Raw genomic sequence first — 19,459 nt, 5'->3', positions numbered from 1 at the left:
GAAATGCGTCGTCGTACCCTGAAAACATGCGTCATCGAACTGAAAACCCATATACGGGCTGATCAGTGCAGACTGATAACGTTAGACATGATCAAGCCGCTGTGTGGAGACGGCTATCGATCCCAACACATATCAAGAAATTTTCATTTTCATGGGTTTAATCAACGGATAGCTCATCACGCCAAAAATGACGTTCGTGAGTTAACTGTGGCCGGGGGATAGGCGCCCGGAGAAGCCACTCGTCAAAACGAGTCCGATGCAGGGAAATTACTGCTATAAAATCCTGCCGATTGCAAGACACATATATGTTGTTTTTTATACGCGAGATAGGAAATCTATACGCCATGAGCAGACATGCTACTGCATAATTCCTTAGATCGGAATCGATTTAAGGAGAAAATTATGTAGCAGATTTAAAGTGTTACATCGCCGTACGTTTTACAAAACGCACGACGATGTAACGTGCCCCCAGTGAGAAACCAGTGCATCGTGACCAACTGGTAGAAACGATAGGATAGAGGCGTTACGCGGATCGATACACCTTACCGGCGCTTCCCCAATGCTCGGCGAGCTTTCCATTGGAGATGCGAAACGCGTTGAAAACATACCGCAGACACATCTCACCCGGGTGCTCGGGATCGGGCTGAGGCATGACGGCGGAAAGAACCACCATGTCGCCTTCCGCGACGATAAATTCCGGCGGATGTTGGAGTTGTGGGGGCGTCGGTACCGGGCCGTCAGGAAAAATGGTGCGAACAAACGCTTCCAGAGCGGCTAGGCCACTCGGAAGTTGGTCGGTGTGCTGGATATAATCCTCGGTAACGAAATCGCGCGCGGCATCCGGGTTACGCGCCTCGAAGACACAGCGGAAGAAGTCGAGCACCAGGCGTTTGTTGGCAGCGGCGCGATCTTCGCTCATAGCATACCCCAATCGATGTCATTTGAGGGTGGATTGGTAAACAATTTAAATGCGCAGCAGCTCACCAATGCTTGGTGCTGCTGCGCATATGTCACTCGACAGAGAGGCAAACCTTTCAGCCGATGAAACGTCCTTTCATAGCCGACTCCTGGAGCGGACGGCGCCCGTTTGGCTGCTCGCGCTCCTGCAGGGGCGGCGGCAACAAGCTCTTGTCCCCGATCCTCCCGATCGCGATGACGGCTTCAACCCGAAAGCTCTCCGGGACCCCAAGCACTTCGTAGCTGCGTGGAACGTCGAACCCAGCCATGCCATGCGCATACCAGCCGAGGCGCGTTGCTTGCAGTGCAAGATAGGCCCAGGCAGCGCCAGCGTCGAAGGAATGACTATAAGAGGGAACCGGCTCAGTCTGCATCGGCATGATCGCTGTATTTGCCGAAACAATCACCACCAATACCGAAGCACGCGATGCCCACGCCTGGTTCATCGGCGCGAGCAGACCGAAAATATTCTGCCATTCCGGCGTATCGCGCTGCGCGTAAATGAATCTCCAGGGCTGGGCATTGAATGAAGACGGCGCCCAACGAGCCGCCTCCAAAATCGTCATCAGATCTTCCTCTGACATTGCCTGGGGATCAAGCGCCCGAGGAGACCAGCGATCCAGGAAAATCGGATCGATATCGTAATCCGAAGAGCGATTATTTGAAGAAATGGACAACTGAGTATTCTCCTTGGACTGTTGACACAGCACTGCGCCACGATCAGCCGATGCGCAGAGTTCGTCGCTGTTATTTTTGCGGAAGACCGCCCGCGAACATATTAAAGGGTGGCAGGCCCAGCACGTGCCGGCCGGCGATTTCGGCAGCCGGATCCTGGCGGATAGCCCCGTGCGAGATAAGAACCCGTGCGTCACGCGCAAACCGCTGAATAGGATTCTTCAATGTGACCGTCGAGGAACCGAGGCAGATTTGCATCATATCGATAGCATCAGCGCAGAGACGGGCAGCGAATACCAGGTTCATGGTATTCAAAGCCTCTTCACGCGGCTCGAAATCGAGACCGGAAGCTGCACGCCTGTCTACCTCATCGGCCACACCATGGATCAGTGTTTCCGCTGCATTGATCATTGCGTTCACCCGTCCGGCAACAACCTGGGTCGAAGGCGTTTGCGCAACCGTGTCATAAGGAAGATTGAACGGTTTGCGGGCATTAGCCTGTTGGGAAAATTCCTGCAAACACCCTTTTGCCATACCAAGCGTGATCGCCACGTTGGAAATGGTGACTGTCAACATCATTCCAAAGGCACCGGTCTGGTAGCCGACCCCCTCAAACCGGTTGCGGATTTTCGCGAGGCGGATCGGCATTTCGGCCGAAGCCATCGTGCGGCGCGTGGGTACGAAGACTTCATCGAGCGCGGTGATACTATTGCTCGACGTACCCTGAAGACCCATGACGTGCCAATCGTCGACAATTTCATACTGGTCACGGGAAAGCAGGGCGATCCCCCGATGGGGAACGCCCCCCTCTTCCCACTGGATTCCGACAAATGCCCATTTCGCGTGTTTGCACCCGCTGCCGAAGCTCCACTTGCCGCGGACCATAAAACCGCCATCGACCAGTCTTGCATCGCCGACAATCTGCGAGAAGACCGATGCGCCAACCATGAGAGGCCCCACCCAGGAGCCGGCATCCGCCATCAATTCGGAAACAGTTTGCTCATCAAAAACAAATGCGTTTCTGAGGCCAACCGAGACAAAGCCTGACCATGCTGTCGATCCATCACCGGTCGCCGCAGCGCCGACAACCTCGGCAATGTCACGGGCGCCAAATCCATAACCACCATATTCGCGTGGCAAGGTGATTTTGAAAAATCCTACCTCATTCAGCGCATTGACAACCGCAGGCGTCATTGCACCCAATTTCTCACCGGCTTCGGCTTCGCGTCGGATCAAAGGCACCAGCGCCAGCACTTTGTCGCGCATGATCTGTCCTGCCTCGCTTGGGCCAACAGACACAGCTGCGTAGGGTTGCCGGGCGCTTTCCTCATGCCGAGGCGCAGATGCCAAATTCATAGACTCTCTCCCTGCATGACGACATGCGTTCTTCTCAATCCTCACCGAACAACGCTGTCGCCTGTTTTAATGCCTGACTAATGGGCTTTCGCCACCGCCTGCAAAAGTCACGAGAGGTTACAGATGCCATGTAACAATGAGCTGAGGCTTCAAATTTAACGCCTATAGATTGTATATCGTCGCCGCAGACATCAGGGCACTCGGCTCCGGTCAATCAGCGTACAGATCGCGAAATGCAGCAGATTTGAAGCGTTACAGCGCCCTGCGTTTTATAAAACGCAGGGCGCTGTAGAGGCGACGAGGGTATTTTCTCAGGATCGGCAAAAAGGTCAGCGACGACGTCGAGCGCCCAGCCAAGCGTAAAGCACCGTCTGGAGGTTGGCGAAGGACTGAGACGAATGCCGCTTAATCTTCACTTGCGAATATAATCCGGGTATTCCGCGCTGATGAGATCAATGATCGAAAGCGTACCCGACAGGTGTTTTCTGAGCGCCGAGGCCGCTGCCTCGGGATTGCCGGATGCAATGGCTGCGACAATCGCTTCATGGTCCTCGAGTACGGTCTGCATCTTGCCGGGCATTGGCAGGTTGAGACGCCGCAGCCGGTCGAGATGGACGCTTTGTCGCCGCACATTTGCCCATAGCTGTAAAATGCCGCTCTTCTCATAAAGTTTACGGTGAAACTCGCGGTCTATGCCATCAAAAGTGTCATAGGTCTCTTGTGTGGCCACCTCTTTTTGACGGGCCAGAATGGCGCCCAACTCCTTGGCTGTCTCGCCCGGCGCCTCCTCGGTCAGGCGCCGAACCGCTTCGAGTTCGATCGATAGCCGAAGGAACTGCGCCTGTCTGGCGTGATCGATATCGATCTTGGCAACGACCGTTGCATATTGCGGATAGACTTCGACAATGTCCTCCTCCTGCAAGCGCATCAGCGCATCGCGCACCGGTGTCTGGCTCACTCCGAATTCCAGTTGCAAGGAGGCACGCGACAAGATCGTGCCCGGCACCAATTGCACCTTCAGGATCCTGTTGCGCAGGATTTCATGAACCTGCAATGCCACCTGTCGCGAGCGGTCCAACTGTCCGCCCCTGATCGTTCCGTTCATGCATCCATCCATTCATGTCGCCGTTAAAACCATTAGAGCACATATTCGGGGTTGATGCACTGATGTTTTAGTGCTTCAATGCATTTGTCCGCTTTGGGAGAGAGCGGCGACTGTCAAACATCGAATTGAAAAATGGGAACCGGCTTTCGCAATCTGATGCGCAACAAAGGGCGAGTATGATGAAGCGATCCTGTTTCCCGCTGCAAAGCGTTAAATCTGCATCCTTGGGAGGAAAATCATGCGTTTCTTTATCGGCGGAGTGACCGCCATTGCCCTTGCTTTGGGATTGGCCTGTCCAAGTCAGGCAGAGGAGAAGACCACCCTGTCCATCACCCGCCAGCCTGGGATTCTTTACCTCGCAAGCCATGTGATGGAGACGCAGAAACTTATCGAAAAACAAGCGGCAGCCGAGGGTCTTCAAGGCATTACTGTGGAATGGCGCACCTTCAGCGGTGGCGGCGCGCAGACCGATGCGCTGCTGGCTGGCAATGTCGATGTCGTCAATACCGGCACCGGCAATCTTCTGCTTCTATGGGATCGCACCCGCGGCAAGGTGAAGGGGATCATCACCAGTTCGGCCCAGCCGGTGATCATGGTGTCCAACGACCCGCGCATCAAGACGCTGAAGGATATCCAGGATGGCGACAAGATCGCCGTGCCGACTGTCGGCGTCTCGACCCAGGCGATCCTGTTGCAAATGGCGGCAGCCAAGCTCTATGGCGACGATCAGGTCAAGAAATTCGACAAGAACACCGTGCAGCTTGGCCATCCCGATGCGCTGGCGGCGATCGCCAATTCGCAACATGAGGTCAAGAACCACTTTTCCGCGCCGCCCTTCCAATATGTCGAGTTGAAGCAGCCGGGCGTGCATAAAGTCACGGATTCTCGCGAAATCATCGGGGGAGCACTGACCCAGGCGACCTTCTTCACCACCACCAGTTTTGCCGAGGCAAACCCGAAACTGGTCAAGGCATTGCGGGTCGCAACGGAAGAAGCCATCACTTTTATCAAGAAAGATCCGAAGGCTGCACTTGAAGCTTACAAAACCGTGTCCGGTGACAAGACCAGCCTTGATGACCTGATGGTCATGATGAAGGAACCGGGCATGGACGAGTGGCGCACCGATCCGCAAGGCACGATGAAATTTGCCGAACATCTCCATAAAGTCGGTACGCTCAAGACCATGCCGAAGGCCTGGACCGACTATTATCTGCCCGATAGCGCCTATCTCAACGGGAATTGAGCCGCGCCGCGCCATGCAGCGGCATCGCCTGCCGCTGCACTTTCCTTAGGCTTGTGAGGCATTGAGTTTCCCGGGCCTTGGATATGCAGAAAGACGTTGAGTTCAACCTTCCCGAAAGACAACCGACACCACAGAGATCGAGAGCCTGCCCGGTTCAGTAAAGATCTGACAGACTGTAGGGAGTGACTATCATGATGCAGGCAACTGCTGCCGCCGTGCGCCTCGCGCCGGCCCCCGAAAAAGCGCCGCTTCTTTCCGTTGATCGCGTTACGCTGCGTTACAAAACGCCCAATCTGCTGATTACCGCCACCGAGGATGTCAGTTTCGATGTGCGGGAATCCGACCGCTTCGTGCTGCTCGGCCCGTCCGGCTGTGGCAAGTCGACGCTGCTGAAAGCCGTTGGCGGCTATATGACCCCAGTATCCGGCACGATCCATATCAATGGCCGCCAAGTGAAAGCCCCCGGACCGGACAGGATGATGGTGTTCCAGGAGTTCGACCAGCTGATGCCCTGGAAGACCGTGCTGGAAAACGTGATGTTCCCGCTTCTCGTCGCCCGAAAAATGCCCCGGTCCGAAGCGGAGGCGCTGGCCCGCCATTATATCGACAAGGTCAAGCTGACCCGGGCCGTCAATAGCTATCCTCATACGCTGTCCGGCGGCATGAAGCAGCGCGTGGCAATTGCCCGTGGCATGGCCATGCAGCCGGATATCCTGCTGATGGATGAGCCTTTCGCCGCACTGGACGCCCTGACCCGACGGCAGATGCAGGACGAATTGCTTCAGCTTTGGGAAGACACCAAATTCACAGTTATCTTCGTCACCCATTCGATTGCTGAAGCGATCAAGATTTCCAACCGCATCCTGCTGCTGTCACCGCATCCGGGGCGGGTGAAGGCCGAGGTCGTCGATGTCGACAAGGTGAGCCAGGCGGATGGCAGTGCCGCAGCTTTGGAGCGCGATATCCATAACCTGCTGTTCTCCAACGAACCCGGTCACAAGGAATAGAACCATGCTGTCCCCCAACATCATCCTTGCCGCCGATGTCGCAGCGGCCAAGCCCTATGACAATATCAAGCCGGTTGAACAGAAACTGAGCGTCTTTGAAACGCTGTGGGGCATCAGTGCCTTGCGCAAGACGCTGTTGATCGTGGTTCTGGCAATCACCTGGCAGGTCTATGCCTCCTTTCTCGACAATCCGCTGCTGTTTCCCACCTTAAGCGACACATTGGTGACGCTGACCGACCGCTTTGCCGACGGCACCCTGCCCGCTCGCATCTGGACGACGCTGCAAGTCCTGTTCATGGGCTATACTGTCGGCACGGTGCTTGCCGCGCTGCTGACAGTGCTTGCTATTAATACCCGCATCGGCACCGATTTTCTGGAAACCATGACAGCGATGTTCAACCCGCTGCCCGCCATTTCGCTGCTGCCTTTGGCGTTGATCTGGTTCGGGCTCGGTGCCTCCAGCCTGGTCTTCGTGCTGGTTCACTCGGTGCTATGGGCCGTGGCGCTCAACACGCATTCCGGCTTTCTTGGCGTATCGCGCACCTTGCGCATGGTCGGCGCCAATTACGGACTGACGGGTATCTCCTATGTGCTGCGCATCCTGGTTCCGGCAGCCTTTCCTTCGATCCTCACCGGCCTGAAAATCGGTTGGGCCTTTGCCTGGCGCACGTTGATAGCTGCCGAACTGGTGTTCGGCGTTTCCTCGGGACAGGGCGGCCTTGGCTGGTTCATCTTCGAAAACCGCAATCTGCTGGATATTCCCGCAGTGTTTGCAGGCCTGCTGACCGTCATCATTATCGGCCTGATCGTTGAAAACCTAGTCTTCCAGACCATCGAGCGTCACACAATCCAGAAATGGGGCATGAAGGAATAGCACTTGCTGCATTCCGCTTTCGCCCCCGCAGAAGGTCAGTTCCATGACAAGCAAGAAAACCCCTGAAACGCTGCGCAGCGCCCGCTGGTTCGCCCCCGACGATCTGCGCAGTTTCGGTCACCGGTCCCGCATGATGCAGCTTGGCTACGCGGAAGAGGATTTCCGCGACAAGCCGGTGATCGGCATCCTAGATACCTGGTCCGAACTCAACACCTGTCACGCCCATTTCAAGGAGAGGGTGCAGGACGTGAAGCGCGGCGTCACCCAGGCCGGTGGCTTTCCGGTCCAGATGCCCTCGCTGTCCATCGATGAAAGCTTCACCAAGCCGACCTCCATGCTCTACCGCAACATGCTGGCGATGGAGACAGAAGAAATGATCCGCTCCCATCCGCTCGACGGCGTGGTGCTGATGGGCGGTTGCGACAAGACCACGCCCGGTCTGGTGATGGGTGCGATCTCGGCTGGTGTGCCGATGATTTACCTGCCAGCCGGGCCGATGCTGCGCGGCAATTATGCCGGCAAGATCCTGGGGTCCGGTTCGGATGCCTGGAAATATTGGGACGAGCGACGCGCCGGAAATATTTCCGACGCGGAATGGCTCGGCATTCAAGGCGGAATCGCCCGTTCAGCCGGCACCTGCATGACCATGGGTACGGCCTCGACCATGACGGCAATCGCCGACGCCATGGGGCTCACCCTGCCGGGTGCCTCCTCGATCCCCGCGGTCGATGCCAATCACCAGCGCATGTCGGCGTCCTGTGGCCGCCGCATCGTCGAGATGGTCTGGGAAGACCTGACACCGGACCAGATCATCACCGACGCCGCCTGCCGCAACGCCGCTATCGTCGCCATGGCCACCGGCTGTTCCACCAATGCCGTCGTCCACCTGATTGCCATGGCCCGCCGCGCCGGTGTCGATCTCACCCTCGACGACCTCGATGCGCTGGGCCGCGTCACACCGTTGATCGCCAATGTCCGCCCGTCCGGCAAGGATTACCTGATGGAGGATTTCTTCTATGCGGGCGGCCTGCGCGCATTGATGAAACAGCTCGAAGAGCGGCTTGACCTTTCAGCCATGACCGTCACCGGGAAAACCATGGGCGAAAATCTCGAAGGCGCAGAGGTCTATAACGACGACGTCATCCGGCCTCTGTCCAATCCGGTCTATCACCAAGGCTCGCTCGCCGTGTTGCGGGGCAATCTCTGCCCGACCGGCGCGGTCATCAAACCAGCGGCCTGCGACCCGAAATTTCACGTCCACCAAGGGCCAGCACTGGTGTTCGACAGCTATCCCGAGATGAAGAAGGCTATTGACGACGAACATCTCGACGTGACCCCTGATCATGTTCTGGTGTTGCGCAATGCCGGACCTCTGGGCGGACCAGGCTTTCCTGAATGGGGCATGCTGCCGATCCCCAAGGCGCTGATCAAACAGGGCCACCGCGACATGCTGCGGATCTCGGATGCCCGCATGTCCGGCACTTCCTACGGCGCCTGCGTGCTGCATGTTTCGCCCGAAAGCTATATCGGTGGCCCGCTGGCGCTGTTGCGGACCGGCGACATCGTCCGGCTGGATCTTCCCAATCGCAGTCTCGACATGCTGGTCGATGACGCGGAACTGGCCCGCCGCAAGGCCGCTTGGACGGCACCGGAACCGCATTTCCAACGCGGCTATGGCTGGATGTTCTCCCGCCATGTGACGCAGGCCGACAAGGGCTGCGATTTCGATTTCCTTGAAACCGGCTTCGGCAAATCGGCCGGTGAGCCGGATATCTATTAAGCAAAAAAGGAACGACGATGACAGACTATGTGCTGAGCGACGCGACCCGCGCCAAATACAAGAAGATCTCGACCGCATCGATAGCCACCGCGCTGTTCAAACGCGGCTTGCGCAACCAGTTCATTCAAGGCGTCGTGCCGGTAGCGCCAAAGGCCGAGACCATGGTCGGCCAGGCGTTTACGCTTCGCTATATCGTGGCGCGCGAGGACCGCAACCCGATCACCGTGTTCCGAGACCAGAAGCATCCGCAGCGTGTCGCCATGGAAATCTGCCCTCCCGGCCATGTTCTGGTAATGGATGCACGCAAGGACGCTCGTGCAGCGACCGCCGGCTCGATCCTGATCACCCGTCTGGCTCTGCGCGGGGCAGCCGGCGTCGTTTCCGATGGCGGCTTTCGCGATGCGGAAGGGATTGGTGCCCTCGACATGCCCGCCTATTACGCAAAACCATCGGCACCGACCAATCTGACGCTGCATGAAGCCATCGATATCAACGTGCCGATCTCCTGTGGCGATGTCGCGGTATTTCCCGGCGATGTGCTTGTTGGCGACCGTGATGGCGTCATGGTCATTCCCGCCCATCTGGCGGACGAACTGGCCGACGAATGCACCGATATGGAAAGCTACGAGGATTTCGTCCTGGAACAGGTCAAGGCCGGAGCCGTGATTATCGGCCTTTATCCCTGCACGAAGGACGAACATCAGCAGAAATACGAGGCTTGGCGCAAGGAACATGGGCGCTGAAGTTTTTTGAGAGAAAAGTAGAACCCGCTTTCCCGAAAGACAAACGACAACAAGAATATAGAGCATTTCAGCGTTTCCGTTAAACGCTGAAATTCTCTCCAGATGCAGTACAAGCAAGCCGCCCAACAACGCTGAAATCAGGGCCAGTCGTGATAGTCCATATTGGTACCAAGACCGGGATTTACTGATGATTGCCGGACCATGCGCCGGTAGGCTGCCGGGGAAAGACCGGTCTTCCGTTTGAAAAAATGGCTGAAATGCGCCGGATCGCGAAAGCCCAGCGCTTCTGAAATGTCGCGTGCGCTGCCATCGGAGCGCTCCAGCCGGATACGGCCCTCCTGCGCCAACCGCTCATGCAAAAGCTCAATCGGCGCACGGCCGAGATGTTTTCGGCATAGCGCATGCAGACGGTCGGTCGAGATCCCCAGGCGAGCGGCATAATCAGCAACAGGCCGGTGATGACGATAGTCCGCCTCCACCAATTGCCGGAATTGATGCAGGATTGGCGCTGCACCACCGGAAGACAGCGATGCGGCTGGCCCGGCAGGCATGGTGTGGCGCCAGGCCCAATTGATCAGCAGCCGTAAATAGGCTGACACCACCATATGCGAAGGTTGTCCATCCCGGTTCAATTCGTCGATGAGGCCACGCATGTGCGGTTCCAGTCCGCTTACCTGCTGCGGCAACAGTCCCGTCATGATCGTTGTCGTTGTGATGAACAGTCTAATTGGCTGGGATTCAGGATAATCGCCGATGGCATCGCCGATAATATCCATGGCCGCGCCGATAACATGGCCGCATGAGCCAGCAGAAAGGCGCAGCCTTACCAGTTCCGAAGATGGTAGCAGCAGGAGACACGGGCCTTGCAGCACGCCCGCAGTGTCACCCGCACCAAGCCTGACCGTACCCAGCCGAATGAAGACCAGATGGGTAAACCAACGATAGGGATTGTTGCCAATACCGATGATGCGTTGTGAAAGCGTCGGCTCCAGGCTCTGGCCCCAGGCTCGCCGCATCAGCGCGTATTCCTCCACCATAGAGACAGTCTCCAAATTGCGGCAATTGACCAGAAATCGACAATAAGAACCCAGATATCTACATTCTTCTTTCTGTGCAAATCGTTAGAGTTGCCCGCAATACATGTCTGACGGATTTTCTCACCATGAAGAATTCCAGAAAAACAGCCTGAAACAGGCGGTTTCGGATCAATGGTGAAAACGCTGTCGGGGACACGCCTTTGGGAGGAGGCATTGCATATGGCCATGGAACGGTCCGCAACACCTGGAAATTCCAGTCTGGACTGGATGGATATGGCAAGTGGCACTCCCACGCCTTTTGCAGCCTCCCTGCTGATCGGAGGAAAGTCCATCGACGCGCAAGGAGACAGGGTCTTTACAAGAGCCAATCCCCTGACCTCGCACATCGTCACGGTGGCCGCCGCCGCAAGTCTTGCGGATGCAGAAAACGCAGCACTTGCTGCTGCTGCTGCCTTCCCAGGCTGGTCAGCATCGCCTTTCGCCATGCGCCAGACTATTCTGGAACAGGCAGCCATCCTGCTGATCGAAGCGACCGAGGTTTTCACCCGGACAATGATGGCCGAAACGGGAGCCACCCGTGATTGGTGCCGATTCAACATCACCTATGGTGCGAAGATCCTCCAGGACGCCGCTGCCATGGCCGTGCATGTGCCGGGATCGATTTGCCCGGATGATTTGATCGTTGGAACGTCCTTTTCATTGCGCCAACCGGCTGGCGTCTGCCTTGCCATCTCGCCTTGGAATGCGCCAATCCTGCTTGCTGTCCGTTCGATTGCCTTGGCACTGGCCTGCGGCAATTGCGTGATATTGAAAAGCTCGGAATTGGCGCCCGCCACGCAGCGGTTGCTGGGCGATCTGCTTCAGCAAGCCGGTCTGCCCGATGGCGTTTTGAATATCATCTCCAATGCGCCTGCCGATGCAGCGGCGATTGTCGAGACCCTGATTGCCCATCCCGTTGTTCGCCGGGTGAATTTCACCGGCTCGACCCGGGTCGGCCGGATTGTTTCGCAAGTCGCCGCCCGCTATTTAAAACGTTGCCTGTTGGAACTTGGCGGCAAAGCGCCGCTGATCGTGCTTGATGATGCAGACCTCGAACAGGCCGCCCGCGCCGCAGCCTTCGGGGCGTTTTTCAATCAGGGTCAGATCTGCATGTCCACCGAGCGGATCATTCTGATCGATGCCATCGCCGATGATTTTCTGTCGCTGTTCGTCAGCAAAGCGAAAACCGTCAAGGCCGGTGATCCGGCCCTTGGCCTGACACCGCTTGGTTCATTGATCTCGATGGAGTCCGGTCGGAGAATTGCCGGCATGATCGATGATGCCGTTGCCAGGGGCGCGCATGTTCTGACAGGCGGGCGCGTTCACGACACTTTGATGGATGCGACTGTTGTAGATCATGTCCTGCCCGGCATGCGGCTCTATCGTGAAGAAAGTTTCGGACCGGTCGTGTCGATTATTCGCGTCACAGACGCCGACGAGGCCGTGACCGCCGCCAATGATTGCGAGTACGGCTTATCCGGCGCAGTATTCAGCCGCGACCTGCACCGCGCCCTCGACGTCGCACGGCGGGTGGAAACCGGCATTCTCCATATCAACAGCGCCACTGTGGCCGACGATCCGTCCATGCCGTTCGGAGGTGTCAAGGCCTCCGGCTATGGCCGGTTCGGCGGCGTGGCGGCGCTGGACGAATTTACCGAATTGCGGTGGGTGAGCCTTGCCTCAGGCCCGGCGGATTATCCGATCTGAACGCACAACTCCCGCATAATTACCCTGGCATATCAACAAGGACTGCGACAGGGGTCGCACACAAGTGGAGGAAGAAGACATGCACGAAATCCAGCAAATCATTGGTGGCAAGAAAGTTGGAGCCTTGTCGGGCAAGACGTTCGACCGGATCGATCCATTCAATGGCGAGATTGCTTCCCGCGCCCCGGCCTCTAGCCTGGACGATGTCAAGGCAGCAGTTGCCGCAGCCCAGGCGGCCTTTCCCGCCTGGTCACGCACCGGCCCCGGCGAAAGGCGGGCACTGCTGTTGAAAGCAGCCGATATCATGGCCTCAAAAGCAGCAGACTTCACCGCGCTGATGATCACGGAAACGGGTGCGACCGGTCCCTGGGCCGGTTTCAATACCATGCTTGCCGCTGGTGTGCTGCGGGAAGCTGCCAGCATGACCAGCCAGATCCAGGGCGAAGTCATCCCTTCCGACAAGCCCGGTACATTGTCCATGGCGGTGCGCCAGGCAGCAGGCGTCTGCCTTGGCATTGCGCCCTGGAACGCACCAATCATTTTGGGCACACGCGCCATTGCCATGGCAATTGCCTGCGGCAACAGCGTCATCCTGAAGGCATCCGAAGCCTGCCCCGGCGTTCATGTCCTGATCGGCCAGGTGCTTGTGGAAGCAGGCCTGCCGGATGGCGTCATCAATGTCATCACCAATGCACCCGAAGATGCTGCCCAGGTGGTGGAAGCCCTGGTCAGCGCAGCGGAAGTTCGCCGCGTCAATTTCACCGGTTCCACCAAGGTCGGGCGCATTATCGGCGAGTTGTGTGGTCGCCACCTGAAGCCCGCCCTGCTTGAACTGGGTGGAAAAGCACCCTTCCTGGTGCTCGAAGATGCCGATATTGACGCTGCCGTCAATGCGGCGGTGTTTGGCTGCTACATGAACATGGGCCAGATCTGCATGTCCACGGAGCGGTTGATTGTCCATGAAAAGATCGCCGACGAATTCGTAGAAAAGCTGGCCGCCCGGGCAGCCTCGCTTCCCGCCGGCGATCCGCGCGGCCATGTCGTACTGGGCTCGCTGGTCAATCCTCAGGCCGCCATCAAAATGCAGGAATTCATCGATGATGCCGTCGGCAAGGGCGCAACCCTCGCCGCTGGCGGCAAGGTCACGGGCAGCGTGGTGGAAGCAACGCTTCTCGACCACGTCAAGGCTGGAATGCGCAGTTTCGATGAGGAAAGCTTCGGCCCGGTCAAGCCGGTCATCCGGGTCAAGGACGAGGAAGAGGCCATCCGCATCGCCAATGACAGCGAATACGGCCTGTCCTCGGCGATTTTCAGCCGCGATATCCAACGCGCCCTGGCGATTGCGGCCCGTATCGAAGCCGGCATTTGCCATATCAATGGCCCAACTCTCGCAGATGAGGCACAAATGCCGTTTGGTGGGGTGAAAAACTCCGGCTACGGACGGTTTGGCGGCAAGGCGGCGATCAACGAATTCACTGACCTGCGCTGGATCACCATCGAAGATCCGAACCAGCATTATCCGTTCTGATCTGTTGCGTTGAATGACAAGATGGCGTGCATTGTCAAAAATGCATGCCATCAAACCCGCCACTTGGAGTGGACAGATTACGACATCCTTGCATGATCCTGCTCGATGGTGCCAATCATCGCCGCCGCTGCCTCTTCGGTAAGGCCGCGCTCAATGGCGGCGACGAGCACGCGGTGGCTTTGCAACACAGAGCTAAGATCGCAGACTTTCCCGTCGCGCACAGCGGGCAAATAAGCGAGCGCATGCGACAGTTCGATCACGCCCTGCAACGCCCGCAGGAACGGATTGCTGGATGCCTCGGCGATGATCCTGTGCAACTCGAAATCGGCCAGGCTGAAGCTTTGCGGCTCATCCAGGGCAAGCTCCATCTGCCGCAGCCAGTAATGCATCAGGCGGATCTGGTCGCCGGTATGATCGCTGGCAGCATCACTTGCCGCCAGCGGCTCCAGAGAGCGCCGTACCTCGCCAAGCCCGCGCAAAAATTCGCCATCCGGCTGGGTTTCGAGACACCAGGCCAACACCTGTCGATCATAGAGGTTCCAGCGACTTTTCTTGGCAACCTTGGTGCCGACCTTGGGCCGGGCTTCCACCAATCCCTTGGCTTCCAGCGTTTTCAACGCCTCCCGCAAAACGGTACGCGAAACGCTGAATTCATCCATAAGAGCAGCATCGTTGGGCAGGATGGAGCCGACCGCGAAGCGGCCGGAGATGACGCCCGCTCCGATTTCGTTGATCACATGAGAGTGGAAATTGCGCGCCGTGATCCGCCCGGAAAGGGAGCGAAGCAGGCTGCCTGGTTCAATCATGCAGACGCCTTTTTCGTCCTCGTCCGTCCACTTCCGGCATGAAATACCAGCTTCTGCAACAGAATGAACATAAACAGCAAAGCACCGATGGCAATCTTCGTCCACCAACTGGAAAGCGTGCCTTCAAAAACAATATAAGTCTGCACCAGCCCTTGTAGCATGACGCCAATCAAGGTGCCGAAGATGAAACCATATCCTCCAGTCAGCAATGTGCCGCCTATCACTACCGCCGCGATGGCGTCAAGCTCTATGCCAACCGCTGCAAGTGGATAGCCAGCCGAGGTATAAAGCGAATAGACAATGCCTGCCAGACCGGACAGGAAAGCGGAAAGCGCATAGATGCCAATCGTCACCGGCCCGGTGGGCACACCCATCAGCGCTGCCGAAACCGGATTGCCGCCGATAGCATAGACGTAAGAGCCGAACCGGGTGCGGTGGGCGATAAAGCCGCAGACCAGAAACGCCGCCAGCATCAACAAACCGATGGCGCTCAACCGCCCGCCGCCGGGCAGGCGAAAATAGGCCTGCGAAATCGCACGGTAAATCGGATGATCGATAGGAATGCTATCCTGGGTCAAAACCGAGGCGATGCCTCGCGCCAGAAACATCCCCGCCAGGGTGACGATAAAGGGCGGCACCTTCAGGAAATGGATAACCGCCCCCATCACCGCGCCGAAACAGGCCGAAAGCACCAGCACCAGTGGAAAGACCACAATCGGATCGAGCCCCGCATGGCTGATCAGCAGGGCGGTGATAACGCCTGTCAACCCAATGACGGCGCCGACGGACAGATCGATGCCACCCGACAGGATGACGAAGGTCGCCCCAACAGCAGCAATGCCCAGGAAAGCATTGTCCGTCAGGAAATTACCCAGGACACGGGTTGAAAACATGCCGGGATAGCTGATCACACAGAGGGTATAGGCAACGATAAAAATCAGGGTCGTGGCAGCAAGGGGCCGATAGCGCGGGTTCATCCTGTTTTCTCCGGGGCCTGGATTGTCGTCTGAGTGTTTTTGGGCAAGACGGCGGGCCGGTGTTTCCAGAAACTGACCAACTCGCTGACGCGATCCGATTGCAGGACCAGGATGATGATGATCACGCTGGCCTTGACGATGAGGTTGAATTCCGGCGGCAGGCCGGACACCAGAATGCCGGTATTCATCGCCTGAATGATCACTGCGCCCAGAACCGACATCGGAATGGAAAATCGGCCACCCAGAAGCGAGGTGCCCCCGATAACGACGGCAAGAATGGCATCCAGCTCTAGCCACAGCCCGGCATTGTTGGCATCGGCGCCGCGAATATCGGCAGCGGCGATGGTGCCGGCGATGCCCGCGCAGAGACCGCCAAAGGCATAAACCGCAAGAATCAGCGCACGGCTACGAAGACCTGTGTAATTTGCCGCCGAAAGATTGGTGCCGATAGCCTCGATGAACAATCCAATGGCGGTGCGGCGCATGAAAATATGGGCTGACAGCATCAGCACCAGGGCAATCACCACCGGCATCGGGAAACCAAGCAGTGATCCTGTCCCCACGAAAATAAGCGCCGGATCGCTGAAAGTGACAATCGACCCGGATGTAACCAATTGCGCCAGCCCCCTGCCCGCCACCATCAGCACCAGCGTCGCCACAAAAGGCTGAATGCCGAGATAGGCAACCAGCAGGCCATTCCAGATGCCGCAGGCGAGCGCCACGGCAAGCGCTGCGGCCAAGATCACCACCAGCGGCTGGCCTGCGACGGCGCAAGTCGCGGCAACGGCACCCGCCACCGCCATGACCGCGCCGACGGAAAGATCGACACCGCGTGTTGCAATGATGGCTGTCATGCCGATGGCGAGAATGGCAACCGGTGCGCCACGATTGAGCACATCGATCAGGCTGCCGAACAACCGGCCATCGCGCCAGGTGATATCGAAGAAACCGGGAAACACCATCCAGTTCAACAGCAGGACGGCGATAAGCGCTGCAAATTGCGGCTTCAAGAAAGACGACATGGAGCGAATTTTCATGAGAATGCGCCTTCGGACTGGGCAGGCGTGTTGGATTGAGCGGCAATTGTCTGAACGATAACGTCAGGGGCAATATCAGCGCCATGCAGTTCGGCCACCATCGCCCTGTCGCGCATGACGACGATCCGCGATGAATAACTCACGACCTCGTCCAGTTCTGAAGAAATGACGATCAGCGCCAGACCATCCTCGCGCAGGCGGCTGATCATCCGGACGATTTCCGCATGGGCTCCGACATCGATACCGCGGGTCGGCTCATCAAGGATCAGGAAGCGAGGATCGGTTGCCAGCCAGCGCGCCAGAATAGCCTTTTGTTGGTTGCCGCCAGACAGAAGCTTGATCGGCAATTCGGCAGACGCGGTGCGAATGTCCAGCGCCTCGATGAATTGCCCGGCGATTTCCATCTGCTCGTCATAGCTCAATGTGCGCAACCAGCCGAGTTTGGCCTGCATGGCGATGATAATGTTTTCCCGAACCGAGAGATCCCCGAAAATACCGTCAGCCTTGCGATCCTCCGGGCAGAAGCCAAATCCCAGATCGATGGCCTGGCGCGGCGAGCGGATCTTAAAAGACGCTCCATTCAAGGTAAGTTCACCCTTGTCGGCGGAGTCGATGCCAAACATCAGCCGAGCCATTTCGGTGCGCCCAGACCCGAGCAATCCGGCCACGCCGATTACCTCACCCTTGTGAATGGTAAGCGTGAAAGGCTGCACCTTGCCGTCAAGCCCGTAGCCGGTAAATTGCATGAGGCTTTCCCCAACCTCCGCCTCGATCCCGGCAACGGCATCGTGGTGCAGGGACAAGTCCTTGCCCAGCATCATCCGCACCAGGGTCGTCCGGTTGAGGGTGTCGATCAGTTGGCTGCCGACCAGCTTTCCGTTTCGCAATACGGTGGCGTGGTCGCATAGCTCGAAAACCTGATCCAGAAAATGGGTGATGAAGACGATGGCAAGCCCCCTCGCCTTCAGGCCTCGGACAATTTCGAAGAGTTTCAACACTTCGGAACGGTCGAGACTTGCCGTCGGTTCATCCAGGATCAGCACCTTGCCGGAAAGCTCCACTGCGCGGGCAATGGCAATGATCTGCTGTACAGCAACGGAAAATGTTGACAATTCAGCGCGCACGTCAATATCCAATCCGTAGCCGGAAAGGATACGACGCGCTTCACGCTCCATGGTGCGATGATCGACCAGACCGAAACGGCGCGGCTGGCGCCCAATGAACAGGTTGTCGGCCACGGTCATATTCGTCAGGAGATTGACCTCCTGATAGACTGTACCAATGCCTGCGGCTTGGGCCTGCTGCGGAGTGGAAAAACTCATAGGCACGCCATCGACAAGCACTGTCCCGGCATCAGGCGTATAAGCGCCGGTCAGGATCTTGATCAGTGTCGATTTGCCCGCGCCATTTTCGCCCAGCAACGCATGGACTTCACCCGGGCGGAAGGCAATATCGATAGTGTGCAAGGCGACATGGGCGCCGAATGTCTTGGTAATGGCCGTTGCGGCCAGCACCGCCTGTTGGCTGATCGTCATCGTTTCACCCGGCTATGTCTGTCGATAAAATGGCAATCCGCGCCCGGCGCATATCTGCAACCGGACGCGGTCTGGTTTGGATATCAGTAGCCCAAGCCCTTGCGGCGTTCATATTCGCCCTTCGGATCATCCGAGGGAGTGTAGAGCTTGGACTCGGTGATGATGAATTTTTCCGGCTGCTTGCCGTCCTTCAGATAGGCAGCGAGAACATCAAATGCCGGACCGGCCATGTTCGGGGTCAGTTCGACGGAAGCGTTGGCCTCACCAGCCACCATGGCCTGGAAAATATCCGGAACGCCATCGATAGAGACGACCTTGATATCCTTGCCCGGCTTCAATCCGGCATCCTTGATCGCCTGGATACCACCGACTGCCATGTCGTCATTATGCGCATACATGGCGCAAATGTCCTTGCCGCCATTTTCCGCCTTCAGGAAACCTTCCATCACTTCCTTGCCCTTGGCGCGGGTGAAATCGCCAGTCTGGCTGCGGATGATGGAGATATTGGAATGGCCCTTGATCGCGTCTTCAAAGCCCTTCTTGCGGTTGATGGCCGGTGTGGAGCCAACGGTGCCTTGAAGTTCGACGACCTTGCAGGGCTTGTCGCCGACTGACTTCACCAGCCAATCGCCGGCAACCTTGCCCTCCTTGACCTGATCGGAGGCGACGGATGTCAGATAGAGATCCTTCGGTGCATCAATACCGCGGTCCAGCAGGATCACCGGGATCTTGGCTTCCTTGGCTTCGCTCAGCACGTCTTCCCAACCCGTCGCAACAACCGGTGCGATGAGAATGGCATCGACGCCTTGGGCAATGAAGCCACGGATAGCCTTGATCTGGTTTTCCTGCTTCTGCTGGGCATCGGCGAATTTCAAAGTAATCTTGCGCTTTTCGGCTTCCATCTTGGTGACCGATGTTTCCGCCGCCCGCCAACCGGATTCCGAACCGATCTGCGAGAAACCAACCGTCAGATTGGCCGCGACAGCTGACGAGCAGGCAAGCGCCGTCATGCTCACGCCAAGCGCGAGTTTGCAAAGCTTATTCATGGATGTC

At 57.6% G+C, this 19,459-nt stretch carries 17 protein-coding genes and 1 other annotated feature; of the genes, 7 read left to right on the top strand and 10 right to left on the bottom strand.

Going from position 1 to position 19,459, the window contains the following annotated elements; translation table 11 throughout:
* Positions 1-205 precede the first annotated feature (205 nt).
* Positions 206-258, bottom strand: a sequence feature (sul1 is cis-regulatory element that is thought to sense ions involved in sulfur or methionine metabolism; They are found in Alphaproteobacteria).
* Positions 259-523: 265 nt separating this feature from the next.
* The 4 genes from AVCG78_RS17565 to AVCG78_RS17550 form a co-directional block, all read right to left on the bottom strand.
* Positions 524-919 (bottom strand): nuclear transport factor 2 family protein, encoded by a 396-nt coding sequence (locus AVCG78_RS17565; RefSeq protein ID WP_012653498.1) that lies wholly within the window; start codon positions 917-919, stop codon positions 524-526.
* A gap of 115 nt (positions 920-1,034) precedes the next feature.
* Positions 1,035-1,634 (bottom strand): nitroreductase family protein, encoded by a 600-nt coding sequence (locus tag AVCG78_RS17560; protein WP_081355283.1) that lies wholly within the window; start codon positions 1,632-1,634, stop codon positions 1,035-1,037.
* A gap of 70 nt (positions 1,635-1,704) precedes the next feature.
* Positions 1,705-2,988, bottom strand: coding sequence for an acyl-CoA dehydrogenase family protein (locus tag AVCG78_RS17555; protein ID WP_071207008.1), 1,284 nt, complete (start codon positions 2,986-2,988; stop codon positions 1,705-1,707).
* Between the two features lie 412 nt (positions 2,989-3,400).
* On the bottom strand, positions 3,401-4,105 hold the full coding sequence (locus AVCG78_RS17550; RefSeq protein ID WP_139191578.1) for a GntR family transcriptional regulator: 705 nt from the start codon (positions 4,103-4,105) through the stop codon (positions 3,401-3,403).
* Between the two features lie 226 nt (positions 4,106-4,331).
* Here AVCG78_RS17550 and AVCG78_RS17545 point away from each other — a divergent pair, with 226 nt between their 5' ends.
* The 5 genes from AVCG78_RS17545 to AVCG78_RS17525 all read left to right on the top strand — a co-directional run bounded on the left by AVCG78_RS17545 (position 4,332) and on the right by AVCG78_RS17525 (position 9,740).
* On the top strand, positions 4,332-5,336 hold the full coding sequence (locus AVCG78_RS17545) for an ABC transporter substrate-binding protein (protein WP_071584512.1): 1,005 nt from the start codon (positions 4,332-4,334) through the stop codon (positions 5,334-5,336).
* Positions 5,337-5,527: 191 nt separating this feature from the next.
* Complete coding sequence (locus AVCG78_RS17540; RefSeq protein ID WP_071207011.1) at positions 5,528-6,343, top strand: ABC transporter ATP-binding protein; 816 nt, start codon at positions 5,528-5,530, stop codon at positions 6,341-6,343.
* A 4-nt stretch (positions 6,344-6,347) separates the two neighbouring features.
* Positions 6,348-7,217, top strand: a complete 870-nt coding sequence (locus tag AVCG78_RS17535; protein ID WP_071207012.1) for an ABC transporter permease — start codon at positions 6,348-6,350, stop codon at positions 7,215-7,217.
* A gap of 43 nt (positions 7,218-7,260) precedes the next feature.
* Positions 7,261-8,997: an L-arabinonate dehydratase gene (gene araD, locus AVCG78_RS17530; RefSeq protein ID WP_071584513.1), complete on the top strand. Its 1,737-nt coding sequence runs from the start codon at positions 7,261-7,263 to the stop codon at positions 8,995-8,997.
* A gap of 17 nt (positions 8,998-9,014) precedes the next feature.
* Complete coding sequence (locus AVCG78_RS17525) at positions 9,015-9,740, top strand: ribonuclease activity regulator RraA (RefSeq protein WP_060716253.1); 726 nt, start codon at positions 9,015-9,017, stop codon at positions 9,738-9,740.
* A 137-nt stretch (positions 9,741-9,877) separates the two neighbouring features.
* Here AVCG78_RS17525 and AVCG78_RS17520 read toward each other — a convergent pair whose 3' ends face one another.
* Complete coding sequence (locus AVCG78_RS17520; protein WP_071207014.1) at positions 9,878-10,777, bottom strand: helix-turn-helix transcriptional regulator; 900 nt, start codon at positions 10,775-10,777, stop codon at positions 9,878-9,880.
* A gap of 273 nt (positions 10,778-11,050) precedes the next feature.
* Here AVCG78_RS17520 and AVCG78_RS17515 point away from each other — a divergent pair, with 273 nt between their 5' ends.
* Together AVCG78_RS17515 and AVCG78_RS17510 are read left to right on the top strand one after the other, a co-directional pair.
* Complete coding sequence (locus tag AVCG78_RS17515; RefSeq protein WP_071207301.1) at positions 11,051-12,523, top strand: aldehyde dehydrogenase family protein; 1,473 nt, start codon at positions 11,051-11,053, stop codon at positions 12,521-12,523.
* A gap of 79 nt (positions 12,524-12,602) precedes the next feature.
* On the top strand, positions 12,603-14,051 hold the full coding sequence (locus AVCG78_RS17510; protein WP_071207015.1) for an aldehyde dehydrogenase: 1,449 nt from the start codon (positions 12,603-12,605) through the stop codon (positions 14,049-14,051).
* Positions 14,052-14,128: 77 nt separating this feature from the next.
* On the opposite strand, the gene AVCG78_RS17505 is transcribed toward AVCG78_RS17510, so the two are convergent.
* The 5 genes from AVCG78_RS17505 to ytfQ form a co-directional block, all read right to left on the bottom strand.
* The gene (locus AVCG78_RS17505) at positions 14,129-14,857 is read right to left on the bottom strand and encodes a FadR/GntR family transcriptional regulator (RefSeq protein WP_071207016.1); all 729 of its coding nucleotides are present in this window, start codon (positions 14,855-14,857) and stop codon (positions 14,129-14,131) included.
* The gene (gene yjfF, locus AVCG78_RS17500; RefSeq protein WP_071207017.1) at positions 14,854-15,834 is read right to left on the bottom strand and encodes a galactofuranose ABC transporter, permease protein YjfF; all 981 of its coding nucleotides are present in this window, start codon (positions 15,832-15,834) and stop codon (positions 14,854-14,856) included. The genes AVCG78_RS17505 and yjfF overlap by 4 nt, the downstream gene beginning before the upstream one ends.
* The gene (locus AVCG78_RS17495) at positions 15,831-16,871 is read right to left on the bottom strand and encodes an ABC transporter permease (protein ID WP_071207018.1); all 1,041 of its coding nucleotides are present in this window, start codon (positions 16,869-16,871) and stop codon (positions 15,831-15,833) included. Before AVCG78_RS17495 ends, yjfF begins: the two co-directional genes overlap by 4 nt.
* Positions 16,868-18,406 carry a sugar ABC transporter ATP-binding protein gene (locus AVCG78_RS17490; RefSeq protein ID WP_071207019.1) on the bottom strand — a complete coding sequence of 513 codons (1,539 nt, stop codon included), beginning with the start codon at positions 18,404-18,406 and terminating at the stop codon, positions 16,868-16,870. The genes AVCG78_RS17495 and AVCG78_RS17490 overlap by 4 nt, the downstream gene beginning before the upstream one ends.
* A gap of 83 nt (positions 18,407-18,489) precedes the next feature.
* Positions 18,490-19,452 carry a galactofuranose ABC transporter, galactofuranose-binding protein YtfQ gene (gene ytfQ, locus AVCG78_RS17485; RefSeq protein ID WP_071207020.1) on the bottom strand — a complete coding sequence of 321 codons (963 nt, stop codon included), beginning with the start codon at positions 19,450-19,452 and terminating at the stop codon, positions 18,490-18,492.
* Between the last annotated feature and the right edge of the window lie 7 nt (positions 19,453-19,459).

The organism is Gillisella vitis, from assembly GCF_021559775.1.
In the GTDB taxonomy this organism is placed as follows: domain Bacteria; phylum Pseudomonadota; class Alphaproteobacteria; order Rhizobiales; family Rhizobiaceae; genus Allorhizobium; species Allorhizobium ampelinum.
Note: the sequence above shows the minus strand (reverse complement) of the source record. Positions and strands in the feature narration are given on the sequence as shown.

Bases quoted from the DNA above. Each gene is read 5' to 3' on its own strand.
- AVCG78_RS17510 (WP_071207015.1), top strand. From the start codon at position 12,603: ATGCACGAAATCCAGCAAATCATTGGTGGCAAGAAAGTTGGAGCCTTG.
- AVCG78_RS17550 (WP_139191578.1), bottom strand. From the start codon at position 4,105: ATGGATGGATGCATGAACGGAACGATCAGGGGCGGACAGTTGGACCGC.
- AVCG78_RS17495 (WP_071207018.1), bottom strand. From the start codon at position 16,871: ATGAAAATTCGCTCCATGTCGTCTTTCTTGAAGCCGCAATTTGCAGCG.
- AVCG78_RS17545 (WP_071584512.1), top strand. From the start codon at position 4,332: ATGCGTTTCTTTATCGGCGGAGTGACCGCCATTGCCCTTGCTTTGGGA.
- AVCG78_RS17540 (WP_071207011.1), top strand. From the start codon at position 5,528: ATGATGCAGGCAACTGCTGCCGCCGTGCGCCTCGCGCCGGCCCCCGAA.
- ytfQ (WP_071207020.1), bottom strand. From the start codon at position 19,452: ATGAATAAGCTTTGCAAACTCGCGCTTGGCGTGAGCATGACGGCGCTT.
- AVCG78_RS17520 (WP_071207014.1), bottom strand. From the start codon at position 10,777: ATGGTGGAGGAATACGCGCTGATGCGGCGAGCCTGGGGCCAGAGCCTG.
- AVCG78_RS17535 (WP_071207012.1), top strand. From the start codon at position 6,348: ATGCTGTCCCCCAACATCATCCTTGCCGCCGATGTCGCAGCGGCCAAG.
- AVCG78_RS17505 (WP_071207016.1), bottom strand. From the start codon at position 14,857: ATGATTGAACCAGGCAGCCTGCTTCGCTCCCTTTCCGGGCGGATCACG.
- yjfF (WP_071207017.1), bottom strand. From the start codon at position 15,834: ATGAACCCGCGCTATCGGCCCCTTGCTGCCACGACCCTGATTTTTATC.
- araD (WP_071584513.1), top strand. From the start codon at position 7,261: ATGACAAGCAAGAAAACCCCTGAAACGCTGCGCAGCGCCCGCTGGTTC.
- AVCG78_RS17525 (WP_060716253.1), top strand. From the start codon at position 9,015: ATGACAGACTATGTGCTGAGCGACGCGACCCGCGCCAAATACAAGAAG.
- AVCG78_RS17515 (WP_071207301.1), top strand. From the start codon at position 11,051: ATGGCAAGTGGCACTCCCACGCCTTTTGCAGCCTCCCTGCTGATCGGA.
- AVCG78_RS17565 (WP_012653498.1), bottom strand. From the start codon at position 919: ATGAGCGAAGATCGCGCCGCTGCCAACAAACGCCTGGTGCTCGACTTC.
- AVCG78_RS17555 (WP_071207008.1), bottom strand. From the start codon at position 2,988: ATGAATTTGGCATCTGCGCCTCGGCATGAGGAAAGCGCCCGGCAACCC.
- AVCG78_RS17490 (WP_071207019.1), bottom strand. From the start codon at position 18,406: ATGACGATCAGCCAACAGGCGGTGCTGGCCGCAACGGCCATTACCAAG.